Here is a 15,836-nt window from a genome sequence, read left to right on the forward strand (position 1 = left end):
CCTTTATAAGATAGCAAATTCTAGCTAAAACTTATGAACTGGGACTTAAAAATCGTGCTTATAACTAAGCCAAAAGCTTCGTCCTTCTGTATAGTCTTGATAACGATTAGCATACCCTGCTGGATTTGAATCCACCCATCTTGTAACCTTTGGGTCAAAGAAATTTTTATCAAAGAGATTTTGCACTACAAAACTAAGGCTTGATTGCTTATCTATCTTATAGTTAAGCCCTAAATCCACTATATAAAAGGGTTTATATTTTTGCCAAGGCAAACTCCCATTTCCACCACCCTTAGCCCTAGCTATGGTATCAAGCCTTGCCCTAGTTTTTACATAAGAGCTAAATTTACCTTTTTCGTAATTTAATTTTAGCATTGCAATATGACGCGGTAAATTTTCAATTCTATCGCCACCAAACCAATTTTTCTGCCCGTCTTTATAACGATTATCCATAAAGGTATAGCTAGAATTTACACTAAAACCCTTATAGGCTTTGGTATCAAAGGCAAATTCTATCCCCTTAGTTTGTGTTTTTCCAAGATTAATAGGCCTTGTGCAAGTATCGTTATTGCAATCAATACCACTTTGCATTCCCGTTAAGTCTTCAGAACTGATTTGATTTTCAAAGTCTGTAATAAAACCCGTAATAGCATAATGTGCAAAATCATAAACTCTAAAATCCACACCCAGCTCATAATTAATGCTCTCTTCGGGCTTTAAATCAGGATTACCAAAAGAAGCACTTCCATTGCCGTAATTATAATAGCCATCGGTAAGCTGCTTGACAGCTGGAGTTTTATAGCCTCTTGCTATCCCACTTTTAAGAGCGACACTATCATTAAAATGATAGACAAGATAAACCCTAGGAGTAAATTCGCTATGAAATAAATCGCTATAAATATAACGCAAACCTGTAGTAAAAATCAAATCATCAGTGATAAAATACTCCCCTTCGCCATAAAGTGCGGCTGTGGTTTGATCTAAATTTTTACCTCTAATCTCGCTTCCAGCACTTGTTTGGTCATTTTTAAGCGTCTCATAATCCACCCTTAGCCCGAAAGAGCCGATTAAATTGCCGTATTTATCCAAATTCCAAGGCACAACAGCCTTGCTTTCTCCCACCCAAATTTGGCTATGTAAATCCTTATCCCTAGTGCTTCCGTATTGCAAATAAGAATTGGTGCTACCAAAGCCATAATTACCATCGTGATTTAAAACTATATTGTCTTTAAACAACTGCCTTTCGCTCTTTATAGCCCTTCCACTTGTGGAATTTACAGCGATTTCATTGATATACCGTTCTATATCAAAATAAACATTGTTTTTATCATCCACAGTGAAATTCAGTCTTGAACCAAAACCTAAACTTGTAAAAGCTCCAGCACTATGACTTGCGATTTGATAGTTATCGGGCTGTTGGCTTGTATTTCCATTGCTTTGACGCCAAACTGGAGTAGGCCATTTTAAATCCGTGCTTTGCTTATCATAATACTTAAGTCTAGCTGAAATAGAAACCCTATCTTCAATCAAAGGAGTGGCAACATAGGCATTAAAACCGCTGGCATTTCCGTAGCGACTAGAATGTTGTTGCAAAAGTGTGTTAAACTCGATACTTGCTTGCGTTTTATCGGGGTTTTTCTTGGTGATGATGTTGATAACGCCTCCCACAGCATCGCTACCATAAAGAGTCGATGCAGGACCGCGTATCACTTCTATGCGTTCTATCATCGATACGGGCGGCAAGTAGCCTGATTCACTTCCCCCAAAGCCATTATCATAAAAACCATTGGCAACACTTTGACGCTTTCCATCAATCAAAACCAAAGTATAAGTGCTACCAAAACCGCGAATACTAAAATCGTAAGTGCCTGTTTTATTCATCGTTACATCCACACCGGGAATATCAGCAATGGCTTCACCTATATCCTTAAAAGGCTTTTTCTCTAAATTCTCTTTAGTAATAACAGAAATACTAGCAGGAGCATCCACTAAATCTTGCTCAAAACCACTCGCACTTACTACCACTTCATCAAGCTGGTATTTTTCTTCTGCAAATAAAACATTTGAAAGCATTAAAAAACATATTAAACTGCCTTTTAATCTTGTTTTATGAAAATCCTTCAATTTTATCTCCTTTAAGTCAATATTTTGATATTTAAAATCAATTCGTGAATAATAGGGAAAATTTTCTTGAAGCTAACTTAATTTTGATAATAATTATAATAAAAAAAAAAAAAACGAATTTAACAAAGAATAAATATTTATCAAATATCATTTTATAGCTATTTAATCTACAAAATAAAATATCATAAATGCTAAGAAATATCAATATTGCTGAATAAAAATTGAGAAAAATGTAAAGTTTTACGCAGTAAAAGCGTGATAAGCTAACTTTATCATCGCAAAATAAGCAAAGGCGAACTAGGATTTGAGATTTGATTTATGAAGACTAATTTTCTTCGTAGGCTCCAAGTTTCAAAATTTTTTGCATACGATTAGCAGAAAGCTCTCTAAAATCAATATTATCAAGTTCATTTAAAGACTTTTTAACATAATCAGCGATAGCCACCGCAGCGGCTTCTTTATTGCGATGTGCACCGTTTATAGGCTCTTCTATCACATCATCAATCAAACCTTGAGCCTTTAAATCATCGGCTGTTACTTTCATAGCCTTGGTTGCGGCTTCACTTTTTGCAGGGTCATTCCAAAGTATTGCCGCACAACCTTCAGGAGAAATGACTGAAAAAACAGAATTTTTCATCATAGCCAATTTATCGGCTACACCTATGGCTAAGGCTCCACCACTTCCACCTTCGCCAATAACTATGGCTATGGTCGGAGTTTTTAAATCGCTTAACTCATATAAATTTCTTGCAATCGCCTCACTTTGTCCGCGTTCTTCAGCACCGATACCCGGATAAGCACCCGGAGTATCTATCAAAAACAAAATAGGAATTTGAAATTTCTCAGCAAGTCTTGCCACTCTTAGGGCTTTGCGGTAGCCTTCAGGATGAGGCATACCAAAATTTCTTAAAATTTTATCTTTTGTGCCACGACCCTTTTGTTCGCCAATGACGATTATTTTTCTTTCTCCTAAATAACCCATAAAACAAACAATGGCAGGGTCATCTCTAAAAGCACGGTCCCCATGTATTTCATAGGCATTATTTAAAATAAGTTCAATATAATCAAGCGCATAGGGGCGGTCAGGATGACGGGCTAATTGCAAACGCTGGAAATCACTCAAATTTTTGTAGGTTTTAGAAATTTCCTTTTCAAGATTTTTTTTCAAAATGGCAACAGCTTCGCTATCACCTTTAATTTGAGCATTGATAATATCTTCATCAATTTGTTGAATATTTTTTTCAAAATCTAAATACGAAGCCATATTAATCTACTTTTTTAAACACCACGCAACCATTTGTTCCACCAAAACCAAAAGAATTGCTCATAACCACTTTCAAATCTGCTTTTCTTGGTGTATTTGGAACATAATCAAGGTCGCACTCTTCATCTTTGACAAATTGATTGATTGTAGGTGGAATCACACCAGCTCTTAAAGCCATAATGCTAATAACCGCTTCAATCGCACCCGCAGCCCCCAAGCAATGACCGATTTGTCCTTTTGTAGAACTTACAGGCGGAACATTAGCACCAAAAAGCTTCTTAATAGCCGCACTTTCATTTCTATCATTTACAGGAGTTGAAGTTCCGTGTGCGTTGATATAATCTACCTTTGGATTTCCACCCATTTCTAAGGCTTTTTTCATAGCCCTTAAGGGTCCATCTAAGGTAGGTGAAGTGATATGATTTGCATCCGCACTTTCTCCAAAGCCAATTAACTCAGCATAAATTGTAGCACCTCGTTTTTTAGCTTCTTCATATTCTTCAAAAACCAAAGCACCTGCACCTTCGCCCATAACAAAACCATCTCTTTCTTTATCAAAAGGTCTTGAAGCATATGCAGGGGCGTCATTTCTTGTTGATAAAGCTTTCATTGAAGCAAAGCCACCAATTCCCACAGGGCAAATCGCAGCTTCTGCGCCTATAACTAGCATTTTTTTCGCACTTCCTAAAACTATACTTTTATAAGCTTCTCCTACGGCGTGAGTGCCTGCTGCACAAGCTGTAACGCAAGAAATATTTGGACCCTTAAGTCCGTGTTCTATGGAAACCAATCCCCCTAGCATATTTACAAGTGCCGAAGGTATGAAAAATGGGGAAATTTTACGCGGACCTCGCTGGGAACAAATAAGGGAATTTTTTTCTATATTAGGTAAGCCTCCAATACCCGCAGCCGAAACAATGCCAAATTCCTCTTTATCCAACTCTTCACTAAATTTAGCATCCTGCATTGCTTCTCTTGCTGCTTTGATTCCAAGTTGTATAAAACGATCAATTTTCTTAACTTCCTTGCCATCAACAAGTTCTAAGGGGTCAAAATTCTTAACTTCAGCTGCAATTTGAACAGGAAAATCTGTGGTATCAAAAAGAGTGATTTTACTCACTCCACTTTCTCCATTGCAAATCGCTTTAAATGAACTTTCTTTATCTAAACCAAGGGCATTAATCATACCCATACCTGTAACTACAACTCTTTTCAAGAATAAGCTCCTTGCAAGAAAAAAATTATTTTTTTAGATTATCAATATAATTTACAACATCTTCGATTTTAATTAGTTTTTCAGCATCACTATCAGGAATTTCTACTTCAAATTTTTCTTCTAAAGCCATAATAAGCTCTACCACATCTAAAGAATCTGCACCCAAATCTTCAATAATCTTTGACTCCATTTTAACTGCATCTGCATCTATGCTTAATTGCTCCACTACTACTGCTTTTACATCATCAAATGTTGCCATTTGTTCTCCTTAAAAAAATTAAAATAAAGCGTATTTTACTATAAAAAACTTAAAATATTTATAGTTTTTGATTATACTTGAAAATAAAACATCAAAAAACAAAGGAAAAAGAATGCTTTTTGCTGATTTAATTAAAGACAATCAAAAAATTTGGGATGAGTATTTACACCATGATTTTGTTAAAAAATTAGAAGATAAAAGCCTAAAAAAAGAAAATTTTCTTTTTTATCTCAAACAAGATTATATTTATTTGCTTAATTACGCAAAATGCTATGCAAGATTGGCACTTAACTCAAATACCGCAAAAGAACTTCGTTTTGCTATGAAATTTCAAAATTATATAGTTGAAGGAGAAATGGAGCTTCACCGTGAAATTTTAGCTCTTGGAATTGAAGCGGATAAACTGAGTGTCAAAGATGAAAGCTTAATCAATATAGCTTATTCGCGTTATATGTTAAGCGTGGGAGAAAAGGGGGATTTTTTAGATATGCTAGTAGCACTCAGTGCTTGTGCCATAGGCTATGCAAAAATAGGTATGGAAATTTCAAGTCGTTTAAAAGAACAAGATTTAAAAAACCATCCTTATAAGGAATGGATTTTAACCTATGGAAGTGAAAATTTTCAAAATGAAGCTAAAGAATTTGAAGATTTTGTTGATTCTTATACTTCAAGTGTTAATGCACAAAAATTCCAAAAACTCAGTGAAATTTTTCATACCGTAACACGCTTAGAAGTGGCTTTTTGGGAGCATTCTTTGAAAATGGAATTAAATCTTTAAACATGGGCTTTTTGCCCATGTTTTTATGCAATTTTACTTGCATCAATAATATTATAATCCAAACCAATCATTTCTTTAGAAAGCCCTAAAGCAAGTCCTACTAATTGCGACAAATGAATAATAGGTAATCTTGCCTTAGAATTAGTATAATCTTGAAATCTTTCTTGATAAATATCAAGCTGCATTTGACAAAGCGGACAAGGCGTTACAATGCAGTCAGCTTGGTTTTCACTTGCATTATTAACAATTTGACTAGACATTTTTTTTACAGATTTTTCTGCAGGATAAGAAGCATGAAAACCACAACAATCAAGGCGTTTTTCAAAGGGAACTATTTGAGCCCCCAAAACTTCCACTACGCTTTCGAAACTTTTTGGATTTGTCGAGCTTTCTTTTTTGTCAAAGGCATTTTCAGGTCTTAGACTATGGCAACCATAAAATAAAGCAACTTTTAAATTTGAAAGTGGCTTTTTTATCTTGCTTTTTAAGTTATCCAAATCCTCATAAAGTTCCCATAAAAGACTTGTAATCGGGGTTGAGCCTTGATATTTCATTCCACCTTGTGCCAAAAAAGTATTAATGCGTTCTTTAGCACCCTTATCAAGAGTATTTTTTGCTTTAGTTAAAGTTAGCATACAGGTGCTACAAGTTGTAAGCATTGGCATTTTCATCTCTTCTGCTAAAGCAATATTTCTTGCATTAGCTATCAAAGTCGCTATAGGATCAACGCACTGTGCTTGAGAAGCTCCACAACAACTCCAACCCTTAATTTCATTTAACTTCCAATCCAAAATAGGTGCAATAGCTTCTAAAGAAATTTTAGATTCTTTTGCAGCTTGAGATAAAACACAACCCGGAAAAAAAGCGTATTCTTTTTGCATATTTTACTCCTTAACAGCAGCTTCTTGTGCTGCCTTTATCATTTTAACCAAATCTTCATGTCCTTCTATTTCATCTTCGCCAAAAACATGCATAGGATTCATTTTTCCTGCACGCATAAGTTTAAAAGCTATATCTGTTTTGCCCATAGAACCTACAACGCCTTCAGAACGCAAAGCAAGATAAATTTCATTCAAGCGTCCTGAACCCTCAACTAAATCTTTATAAAAAGCTTCGGCATGATCAGGTCCTAAGCCTTCGTTTAAGCCTTTTTTAATCGCCATCACTCTTAAATTTGCTATATCGCTTACTGAACTTATACCCTTTGGACAACGATCAGAACATTCTTGACAATGAACACAAAGCCAAAGTCCATTCATTACACTAGGTTTTACATGCAACATAGGTTCCTTGCCACGAGAATCTGCTGCCGCACGCCAAGCATGGGTAAAAACAAAAGGTTGCATATAATCACTGCTATCTGCTTCTAATTTATTACACTCTGAAGCACAACTACCACATAAAATACAATCCCATTGTTTGCTAATACGATTAAATTCTTCTTGACTTTGTTTGCAACCTTTTTCTGCTGAAAATTCATTTTTTGCTACCATAGCAGGATGAATTTTTCTTAAATTTTCTATAGAAGGCTCCCAATCCACAATTAAATCAGAAATTACCCTAAAATTTCCAAGCGGAGAAATATGTATGCTTGAAGGATTATCATATTCTTTTAATAAATCTTGCATTTTGGTATCACAAGCAAGATAAGAATGTCCATTCACACGCACTGCACAAGCCCCACAAATTGCAGATTGACAAGAAGCGGTAAAATTTAAAGTAATATCTTTTGTCTTTTTAATAAAAAGCAAAAGAGAGAGTAAGGTTTTTCCTTGTATATCCTTATCATCAATATCATAACTTTGTTCGTATTTTTCCTTGCCATTAAAACGTTCTATGATGATTTTCATTGCACTCTCCTTCCATCAAGCGAAAACTCAGTTACCACAACATCTTTATAGCTAAGTTTTAATTCATCGTTTTCTAAATTTACGATACTATGTTTCAAGAAATTTTTATCGTCTCGCTTTGGATAATCTTCTCTAGTATGTGCCCCACGACTTTCAAGTCTATTTCTAGCCGCTAAACAAGCACAGCGGGAAAGTAAAATCAAATTTCCAAGTTCAACATAATCTGTAAAAGCCGTATTCATCACTTCGTTAGGATTTGGGATACGAATTTTTTCATATCTTGCTTGTATATCTTCTAAATTTTTTACCAACAAATCAAGCTTTTCTTGAGTTCTGAAAATTCCCATATTATCCCAATTTTGACTTCCTAACTCTTCTCGCAATTCATACATTTCTTGACCATTGCCGCCGTTATTTGTGATTTCTTTAAATTTAGCCTGCCATTTTTGAGCAAGTTCATGAGTTTTTAGCCCTTTGCCAAAACTTGCATCTTTAGCATAATTTGTCGCACCAATACCTGCTAAATGTCCCGTTACAACCGCATCAGCTAAAGAATTTCCCCCTAGTCTATTGGCTCCATGTATAGAGATACAAGAAGCTTCTCCGCCTACATAAATTCCAGCAATTTTAGTACTCATATCTTCAAATTTAGCCACTTCAATTCCACCCATAGAATAATGTGCCGTTGGACGGATAGGCACAGGAGTATCCACTAAATCGATATTTTCAAAAAGCATTGCAGTATGACGAATTTTTGGTAAATCTTTTAAAATTTTTTCTTTCCCCAAATGACGCACATCACATAAAACATAAGCTCCAAGTCCCTCGCCATAACCCCTACCTTCGCGAATTTCTGTTTCTATGGCACGTGCAACCACATCTCGCGGTGCAAGCTCCATTTTTTCGTGGTAATTTTTCATAAAACGCTCACCACGATTATTTAAAAGATAGCCCCCTTCACCACGTGCTGCCTCTGTAATAAGGGTTCCCCCATTTGCAACTCCTGTTGGATGAAATTGTATCATCTCAGGATCTTCAAAACCAAGTCCCGCCCTAAGAGCAGCTGCTACACCATCTCCTGTGGCAATAAAAGGAGTTGAAGTTCTATTATAAAATATCCTTGTGTATCCCCCTGTAGCAATCACTAAAGCTTTACATAACACAGGATAAATTCCACCGCTTTGTATATCTCTTAAAACAACACCCTCGCATTTTCCATCTACAACGCCTATATCCAAAAGTTCATGGTCCATTAAAAATTTCACACCACTACTAATAGCATCATCTAAACAAGAATGCATTAAAATATGACCTGTTTTATCTGCAGAATAGTTACAGCGTTTTTTAGATGCCCCTCCCATCAAACGTTGAGCTACTCCACCTTGCTCATTTCTTGAAAACAAGGTTCCTATAAAATCCATATTAAAAATAGCCTTTCCAGCTAATTCGCAAAATTTTAATGCCGCATCTTGATCTACCAAGTAAGCTCCGCCCTTAATCGTATCATAAGCATGTAATTTATAGGAATCTCCATTAGAAAAATCAGTGACTCCATTAATCCCACCCTCTGCCATACAAGTTGCATTACGCGATGGCATCATCTTTGTCGCTACTACAACACTTAATTGTGGATTTTCTTTTCTTACCGCAGCCGCAGCACGCAAACCCGCTCCACCTGAACCAATTACCAAAACATCGCAAGAGGGTAAATTTGTGCTTTTATCTAACTTAGATGAGCCATCTAAAGCATAAACCCCACTTGAACTCGCAGCTAAAGCTCCTACGCTAATACAGGCTGTTTTTATAAAATCTCTTCTAGAAAATTCACCCATATCATTTCTCCTTATTTAAAAAATTAACAATAATTTTTAACGTAAGTCAATCTTACATAACCACATGCCAAAAATCCAAAATTTTCTCCTTTCTTCAATACAAAATACCTTATGTTAAAAAAATATTTTAAAAAATAGAATAAAAATTTATAATTTATGAAGATAATAAATGCTTGTAAAAAATTTAAAATAAATAACTGAAGAATAAGCAAATATGATAAAATAAATATTAAAACATTTTTGCAATATAACATAATCCATTCCTTGCAAATCAAGTGGAATAATTATACTACAAAAAATAAATAAAAAGTTAATGTTAATTAAGATAATATTAATCTTAATTAACATATAATTAATAAAATTAAATTTAAGCCTTAAAAAGCTTAAATTCTCCATTCATAAACTGCATTCTAGCGCTTAAATTACCAAGATAAAAAACTTCAAATTGAGAATTTTCAGGGCTTTCATAGAGCTGTTTAAGATAAGGGTATTTCTCAAACATCATTTTTTTAACTTCTAAATTAGGTTCGAAAATAGCATTGGCTCTAAGCCTTAAAAAGGTGCCATCCTTAGCACAAGAGCAAAATTCTATCCCTTTGTGATTTTTTATATGTTTAAAAAGTCCTTTGGTATTTGCGGTGCAAAAATAAATTCTTTCCCCCACAAGCAAAGGACTTTGCATAGGACGCACTCTAGGATTTCCACAAGTTCCTAAAGTGGCTAAGAATGCGGGTGCATTCTCGTCTAAAAATTGTGCTATTTCTTTTAAATCCATAATTTCTCCTTACATATACAAGCCACCATTAATCTTAAGCACATCTCCTGTTACATAAGAAGCATAATCACTCAGCAAAAACGCCACACAATAAGCCACTTCCTCAGGTTCTGCTAAACGCTTTAAGGGAATGCTGTCTTGATAAGCTTGTTTGATTTCATCGCTTAAAACTTCTGTCATATCGCTTTTTATGAAGCCGGGTGTAACGCAGTTAAAACGCAAATTCCTACTTGCACCTTCTTTAGCAAAAGACTTAGTCATAGCTATCATACCCCCCTTGCTCGCAGAATAATTCACCTGTCCTAAATTTCCCATTTCTCCAACAATGGAAGCGATATTTACAACGGCACCAAAGCGTTTTTTACTCATAATTTTCAAAGCTTCTTTGCAACCTAAAAAGGCTGAATTTAAATTTGTATCCACAACAGAGCTAAAATCTTCTAATTTCATTCTTAAGGCTAGTTTATCGTTGGTTACACCTGCGTTATTAACAAGATAGCTTAATTCTCCATCGCTATCAACTATGGTTTTTATACCCTTTTCAAACTCATCTTCTTTACTTGCATCAAATTTTATCACAGCCCCGCTACCGCCCTTAGCGACAATTTCATCTTTCAAAGCATCCGCAAGTTCAGGCTTTGAGCGATAATTTATCCAAACCTTAAGCCCAAAACCCGCTAAAGTCTTCGCAATAGACGCTCCTATACCCTTACTCGCACCCGTAATCAAGACATTTTTTCCGCTAAATTTCATCTTCTATCCTTCATAAATTTAATTTTAAAAACAACAATCTTAACAAAATTTCTTACAAAAAAGGCAAACAAACTAAAACAAAGCCTCATTCATTTCTTTTGGAATTTCTAAATCTAAAATTTTAAGCACACTAGCAGCTATATTGCTAAGTCCCATATTTTCTTTAATTTTCAAAACCCCCTTAGCTTCGACAAAAACAAAAACATCAAAAGTAGTGTGATTGGTAAGCAAATTTCCCTTTTCATCTTGCATAGCTTCGCAATTTCCGTGGTCGCTTGTGATGATAAAGGCATAAGCGTATTTTCTTGCATATTCTATAAGTTCGCCTAAGCAAGTATCCACCGCTTCTACTGCTTTTATAGCCGCATTAAAATCACCTGTATGACCGACCATATCGCCATTTGCGAAATTTACCACTATGAAATCTTCGCCCTTTTCCATACCTTTTTTTACCGCATCGCATACTTCAAAAGCACTCATAGCAGGTTTTTCATCATAGGTTTTTACCTTAGGACTTGGAATTAAAACCCTTGTTTCATTCTCTAAAAGCTCTTCTTTTCCACCATTAAAAAAGAAGGTTACATGGGCATATTTTTCTGTTTCTGCGGTATGAAGCTGAGTAAGCCCTGCCCTAGAAATCACTTGTGAAAGCGTGTTTTTTATCTCTTCTTTTTCAAAAAGCACAGGAAATTGGAATTTATCATCATACACGCTCATACTAAGCAAATTTTCAAACACTTTCTCGCGTTTAAATTCTTTAAAATCCTTAGAATTTAGCACTTTGATAAGCTGTTTCATTCTATCATTTCTAAAATTGATAAAAATAAAACCATCTTCTTCTTCTATGCCTTGATAATTTTCATTTTGAGCTGCTTTTATAAACTCATCTGTAATGCCTTCATCATAGCATTTTTGCATATAATCAAGAAAATTTGACACCTTTTTAGCCCTACCCAGCAAACACTCATAATATTCTTTTAACCTATCCCAACGCTCATCCCTATCCATAGCATAAAAACGCCCACAAAGCGTAGCAAAATGAACGCCTAAATTTTCACAAATTTCTTTTAAATCCTTTATGAAATTTAAGCCACTTTTTGGACTAACATCACGCCCATCGCTAATAGCGTGAGCAAAAACTTCATTGCCATTTTTCGCACAAATTTTAAGCATAGCCTTAAAATGCGTATCCATAGAATGCACCCCACCATCACTATAAAGCCCTATAATATGCACTCTTTTGCATTTTGCTAAAAATTTTTGTAAATTAGGATTTTTTTCAAGCTCTTTATTTTCAATGGCTTTATTGATGCGGACTAAATTTTGATAGATAATACGCCCACTTCCTATACACATATGCCCCACTTCACTATTTCCCATTTGCCCCTGCGGTAAGCCCACAGCTAAACCACTTGTTTTAAGCAAAGAATAAGGCACTTCTTTGAAAAGTTTTTCATAGCTTGGCTTTTTAGCCGCTTCAAAGGCATTAAATTTTTTATCTTGATTATAACCTATTCCATCTGTGATAATTAAAACGCATTTTTGTTTCATTTTTCTCTCTTTTATAAGAATTTTTTTGGCTAGATTTTACTAGAATTAAACTTTTAAAAACCAAAAAGAAGGCTAGGTTTTGTATTATCTTTCGGATTTAAGCAATTACGCTTTTTTTACTTATATCAGTGTGCGTGCGGGTTTTGCATTTTTCATCGCTTTATGTTTGTCTTTGTTTTTAATGCCTAAATTCATCGCTTGGGCAAGGGCTAAAAACGCTAATCAACCCATTTACGAACACGCCCCACAAACACATCAAAGCAAGTGTCATACTCCAACTATGGGCGGACTTATCTTTATCAGTTCTGCGGTCATTGCAAGTTTGTTTTGTATCAAATTTGATAATGTTTTTGCCCTAAGTGCTTTGCTTTGTTTGATACTTTTTTGTCTTATAGGACTTGTCGATGACTTAGGCAAAATTCTAAAAAAAGACAACCACTCAGGACTTAGCCCGAGAATGAAACTCTTAGCTCAAATTATCGCTGGGCTTGTTTGTGTTTTGCCCTTGTATCTTAGCAAAGAACTTAGCACTGAATTTTTTGTGCCTTTTTATAAACATCCCCTTTTTGATATGACAATTTTTGCCATAGCTTTTTGGATTTTAGTATTAATTTCTAGCTCCAATGCTGTGAATTTAACAGATGGGCTTGATGGTTTGGCTACGGTTCCTAGTATTTTTTCTTTATCTACTTTGGGGATATTTTTATATTTAAGCGGGAATTTAAATTACAGCGAATATTTACTTTTGCCAAAAATTCAAGGCTTAGGCGAAGTTGTCATCATTTGTGCTGCCTTAATTGGTGCTTTAATGGGATTTTTATGGTATAACTGCTACCCCGCACAAGTTTTTATGGGGGATAGTGGAAGCCTTGCACTTGGGGGATTTATAGGCTTTTTAGCGATTATCAGCAAAAATGAAATTCTACTTTTACTCATAGGCTTTGTCTTTGTGCTAGAAACCATTTCAGTGATTTTACAAGTGGGGAGTTTTAAAATTTTTAACAAAAGGGTATTTAAAATGGCACCCATTCATCATCATTTTGAGAAAGTTGGCTGGGTAGAAAATAAAATCATCGTGCGTTTTTGGATGATAGCCTTTCTTTCGAATTTACTCGCACTCGCCTCCATAAAGTTAAGATGATGAAAATTTCACTTTTTGGATATGGAAAAACCACGCGTGCTATGGCTGAAAATTTAGCAAAAGAGTTTGGTCCTTTTGATATTTATGATGATTGTTTTACAAAGATAGCTAAAGACGCCTTTGGCAATACTCTTTTAAACCCTAAAAATTTCGATAGAAATTTAAGTCAGCTTGAAATTCCAAGTCCGGGTTTTCCACCCCAACATAAACTCATTCAAGAAGCAAAAAATTTACAAAGCGAATATGACTTTTTTTATGACGCTATGCCAAAATCCGTTTGGATAAGCGGAACCAACGGCAAAACCACTACTACTCAAATGGCAACGCATTTGCTAGCTAGCATAGGTGCCATTATGGGTGGAAATGTCGGCACTCCTTTAGCAGAGCTTAATCCTTATGCAAGGCTTTGGGTGCTTGAAACTTCATCTTTTACCCTGCACTATACCCATACAGCCAAACCTGAAATTTACGCACTTTTACCTCTAAGTGCTGACCATCTTTCTTGGCATGGAAGTTTTGAAAACTATGTAGAAGATAAACTTAGTGTTTTAAAAAGAATGAATGAATGCGATGTGGCGATATTGCCTAAAATTTACGCAAAAACTCCTACAAAAGCCCGTATTATAAGCTATGAAGATGAGAAAGATTTAGCCCATAATTTCGACATTGATACTCAAAAAATTTCTTTTAAGAGTCCTTTTTTGCTTGATGCCATTATGGCTTTGGCTATAGAAAAAATTTTACTCGATACTCTAAGTTATGAACTTTTAAATAGTTTTATAATGGAACCAAACAAACTTGAAGAAATCAAAGATAAAAAAAACAGACTCTGGGTCAATGACACAAAGGCTACAAATATAAGTGCCGTAATAGCTGCACTTAAGTTCTATAAAGATAAAAAAATTCATCTTATCATAGGTGGAGATGATAAGGGAGTGGAATTTGATAATTTATTTGATTTTATGAAAGGATTGGATATAGAACTTTATGTCATAGGCATTAGTGCTGAAAAAATACTTAACTATGCTAAAAGAGTGAATTTAAAAGCTTATAAATGCGAAATCTTATCCAAAGCTGTAAGTGAAATTTCAAATCGTTTAAAAGCCAATGAAGTGGCTCTTTTAAGTCCTGCTTGTGCTAGCTTAGATCAGTTTAGCTCTTACTTAGAACGCGGAAAAGTTTTCAAAGAATGCGTGAATAAAATTTAACTTATTATACTTTTATTTCTTATAAAAAACTCTAGCTACTACAATAGCAAAGCAATTCTACAAAAACAATAACACTAAAAATATATAAAACTTAACTAAAAAAACCTTAAAAAACAAACAATAAAGCTAAACAAGAAAAGCATTGAAGAAGTTTATCAAGAATAAAAAAGATAAATATTAACAAGTCCGCAATGAGCTACTTTCCCCCTGCCAGTAAGGCGTAGTATCATCACCCACGATGTGCTTAGCTTCTTGGTTCGAGATGGAGCAAGGCGTTTCCACATCTGTATAATCACGGACATTGTTATTTAAATATTCTTTGGAATTTAAGAATAAAAGAATGAAAAAGAATTTATTTTAAAAATAAAAATTTCATCTCATAAGCTCTTTTAAGTCTAAATCTCACTCAAGCTAAATACAGAAGCTAGGTTCTTTCTAGTCTTTAAATTCTAGTTTATTAAAATTTAAAGTTTCTTAGTTTAAACTTCTTAATTAAACCTTCTTAACCCCTTAATCCATATTCTAGTTAATATTTGTTAATCTTTTTTCCTAAGCATTTTTTAGCCAGACTTTTAAAAATTAAATCTAAAACTAAAAGCAATAAAGCTTCTTTAGTTTCCAAACTTAAAATCTTTAGTTTTATACACAAAGCTAAGTTCAAAGCTTATACTCAAAGCTAGAATTTGAAATTTAGGTTTATAATAAGTTTAACTCTAAGATACTTCACTTTTAAAAACCCTTCTTTAAAAACTTTAGAATACTTAAAAAACAATGTTAAGAGCAAGTTCTAATATAAACACTTGAAAGATTTCTATAAAGCTTAAATAAAAGCTTTGCATATCATCTATTATTACTTATATACACTTAATACTTAGACGATATAGTTTATAAAAACCTTAACAAGGAAGTGATGCTTTATTAACTTAGGATTTTTGACTTAGACGCAGCTAAAACTAAGCGAAGTTTTTGCAAGCATAAGTTAAAAAGACAAGTTAATATTTTAAAGATAAGCCAAACGCTCTATTAGTACTGGTCAGCTAAAGGACTTTCATCCATTACACACCCAGCCTATCAAACTAGTAGTC

General features: G+C 34.5%; 13 protein-coding genes and 1 rRNA gene. 3 read left to right on the forward strand and 11 right to left on the reverse strand.

The genetic code is table 11. The annotated features are described in order from the left end of the window. Positions 1-45: 45 nt before the first annotated feature. The 4 genes from ACLL8X_RS03155 to acpP all read right to left on the reverse strand — a co-directional run bounded on the left by ACLL8X_RS03155 (position 46) and on the right by acpP (position 4,863). Positions 46-2,073, reverse strand: a complete 2,028-nt coding sequence (locus ACLL8X_RS03155; protein WP_411989508.1) for a TonB-dependent receptor domain-containing protein — start codon at positions 2,071-2,073, stop codon at positions 46-48. Positions 2,074-2,449: 376 nt separating this feature from the next. Beyond that, complete coding sequence (accA, locus tag ACLL8X_RS03160) at positions 2,450-3,388, reverse strand: acetyl-CoA carboxylase carboxyl transferase subunit alpha (protein ID WP_411989494.1); 939 nt, start codon at positions 3,386-3,388, stop codon at positions 2,450-2,452. A 1-nt stretch (position 3,389) separates the two neighbouring features. Then, a complete protein-coding gene (locus ACLL8X_RS03165) occupies positions 3,390-4,604 on the reverse strand; it encodes a beta-ketoacyl-ACP synthase II (protein ID WP_411989495.1) in 1,215 nt (404 codons plus the stop codon). Positions 4,605-4,629: 25 nt separating this feature from the next. After that, complete coding sequence (acpP, locus tag ACLL8X_RS03170) at positions 4,630-4,863, reverse strand: acyl carrier protein (RefSeq protein WP_002854831.1); 234 nt, start codon at positions 4,861-4,863, stop codon at positions 4,630-4,632. Between the two features lie 112 nt (positions 4,864-4,975). On the opposite strand from acpP, the gene tenA reads away from it, so the two are divergent. Continuing rightward, a complete protein-coding gene (gene tenA, locus ACLL8X_RS03175) occupies positions 4,976-5,641 on the forward strand; it encodes a thiaminase II (RefSeq protein ID WP_411989496.1) in 666 nt (221 codons plus the stop codon). A gap of 23 nt (positions 5,642-5,664) precedes the next feature. Here the strand turns inward: tenA and sdhE are convergent, their stop codons facing one another. The 6 genes from sdhE to gpmI all read right to left on the reverse strand — a co-directional run bounded on the left by sdhE (position 5,665) and on the right by gpmI (position 12,402). Next, positions 5,665-6,522 carry an 8-methylmenaquinol:fumarate reductase membrane anchor subunit gene (gene sdhE, locus ACLL8X_RS03180; protein WP_411989497.1) on the reverse strand — a complete coding sequence of 286 codons (858 nt, stop codon included), beginning with the start codon at positions 6,520-6,522 and terminating at the stop codon, positions 5,665-5,667. A gap of 3 nt (positions 6,523-6,525) precedes the next feature. Continuing rightward, positions 6,526-7,491 (reverse strand): 8-methylmenaquinol:fumarate reductase iron-sulfur subunit, encoded by a 966-nt coding sequence (gene sdhB / locus ACLL8X_RS03185; RefSeq protein WP_411989498.1) that lies wholly within the window; start codon positions 7,489-7,491, stop codon positions 6,526-6,528. Next, on the reverse strand, positions 7,488-9,323 hold the full coding sequence (sdhA, locus tag ACLL8X_RS03190) for an 8-methylmenaquinol:fumarate reductase flavoprotein subunit (RefSeq protein ID WP_411989499.1): 1,836 nt from the start codon (positions 9,321-9,323) through the stop codon (positions 7,488-7,490). The genes sdhB and sdhA overlap by 4 nt, the downstream gene beginning before the upstream one ends. Before the next feature lie 367 nt (positions 9,324-9,690). Beyond that, on the reverse strand, positions 9,691-10,101 hold the full coding sequence (locus ACLL8X_RS03195; RefSeq protein WP_411989509.1) for a pyridoxamine 5'-phosphate oxidase family protein: 411 nt from the start codon (positions 10,099-10,101) through the stop codon (positions 9,691-9,693). A gap of 6 nt (positions 10,102-10,107) precedes the next feature. After that, entirely contained in the window at positions 10,108-10,851 is a 744-nt protein-coding gene (gene fabG / locus ACLL8X_RS03200; protein WP_411989500.1) for a 3-oxoacyl-ACP reductase FabG, read from the reverse strand. A 72-nt stretch (positions 10,852-10,923) separates the two neighbouring features. Further along, positions 10,924-12,402: a 2,3-bisphosphoglycerate-independent phosphoglycerate mutase gene (gpmI, locus tag ACLL8X_RS03205; RefSeq protein WP_411989501.1), complete on the reverse strand. Its 1,479-nt coding sequence runs from the start codon at positions 12,400-12,402 to the stop codon at positions 10,924-10,926. A gap of 79 nt (positions 12,403-12,481) precedes the next feature. Here gpmI and mraY point away from each other — a divergent pair, with 79 nt between their 5' ends. Together mraY and murD are read left to right on the forward strand one after the other, a co-directional pair. After that, on the forward strand, positions 12,482-13,543 hold the full coding sequence (gene mraY / locus ACLL8X_RS03210; protein ID WP_411989502.1) for a phospho-N-acetylmuramoyl-pentapeptide-transferase: 1,062 nt from the start codon (positions 12,482-12,484) through the stop codon (positions 13,541-13,543). Beyond that, a complete protein-coding gene (gene murD, locus ACLL8X_RS03215) occupies positions 13,543-14,751 on the forward strand; it encodes a UDP-N-acetylmuramoyl-L-alanine--D-glutamate ligase (protein WP_411989503.1) in 1,209 nt (402 codons plus the stop codon). The genes mraY and murD overlap by 1 nt, the downstream gene beginning before the upstream one ends. Positions 14,752-14,934: 183 nt before the next feature. Here murD and rrf read toward each other — a convergent pair. Beyond that, a 5S ribosomal RNA gene (gene rrf / locus ACLL8X_RS03220) occupies positions 14,935-15,051 on the reverse strand. Positions 15,052-15,836: the final 785 nt, after the last annotated feature.

The organism is Campylobacter parajejuni (assembly GCF_046764905.1).
Classification (GTDB): Bacteria; Campylobacterota; Campylobacteria; order Campylobacterales; family Campylobacteraceae; genus Campylobacter_D.

Coding starts and splice junctions, on each gene's coding strand:
- fabG (WP_411989500.1), bottom strand. CDS start 10,851: ATGAAATTTAGCGGAAAAAATGTCTTGATTACGGGTGCGAGTAAGGGT.
- gpmI (WP_411989501.1), bottom strand. CDS start 12,402: ATGAAACAAAAATGCGTTTTAATTATCACAGATGGAATAGGTTATAAT.
- acpP (WP_002854831.1), bottom strand. CDS start 4,863: ATGGCAACATTTGATGATGTAAAAGCAGTAGTAGTGGAGCAATTAAGC.
- accA (WP_411989494.1), bottom strand. CDS start 3,388: ATGGCTTCGTATTTAGATTTTGAAAAAAATATTCAACAAATTGATGAA.
- sdhB (WP_411989498.1), bottom strand. CDS start 7,491: ATGAAAATCATCATAGAACGTTTTAATGGCAAGGAAAAATACGAACAA.
- ACLL8X_RS03155 (WP_411989508.1), bottom strand. CDS start 2,073: ATGCTTTCAAATGTTTTATTTGCAGAAGAAAAATACCAGCTTGATGAA.
- sdhA (WP_411989499.1), bottom strand. CDS start 9,323: ATGGGTGAATTTTCTAGAAGAGATTTTATAAAAACAGCCTGTATTAGC.
- murD (WP_411989503.1), top strand. CDS start 13,543: ATGAAAATTTCACTTTTTGGATATGGAAAAACCACGCGTGCTATGGCT.
- sdhE (WP_411989497.1), bottom strand. CDS start 6,522: ATGCAAAAAGAATACGCTTTTTTTCCGGGTTGTGTTTTATCTCAAGCT.
- tenA (WP_411989496.1), top strand. CDS start 4,976: ATGCTTTTTGCTGATTTAATTAAAGACAATCAAAAAATTTGGGATGAG.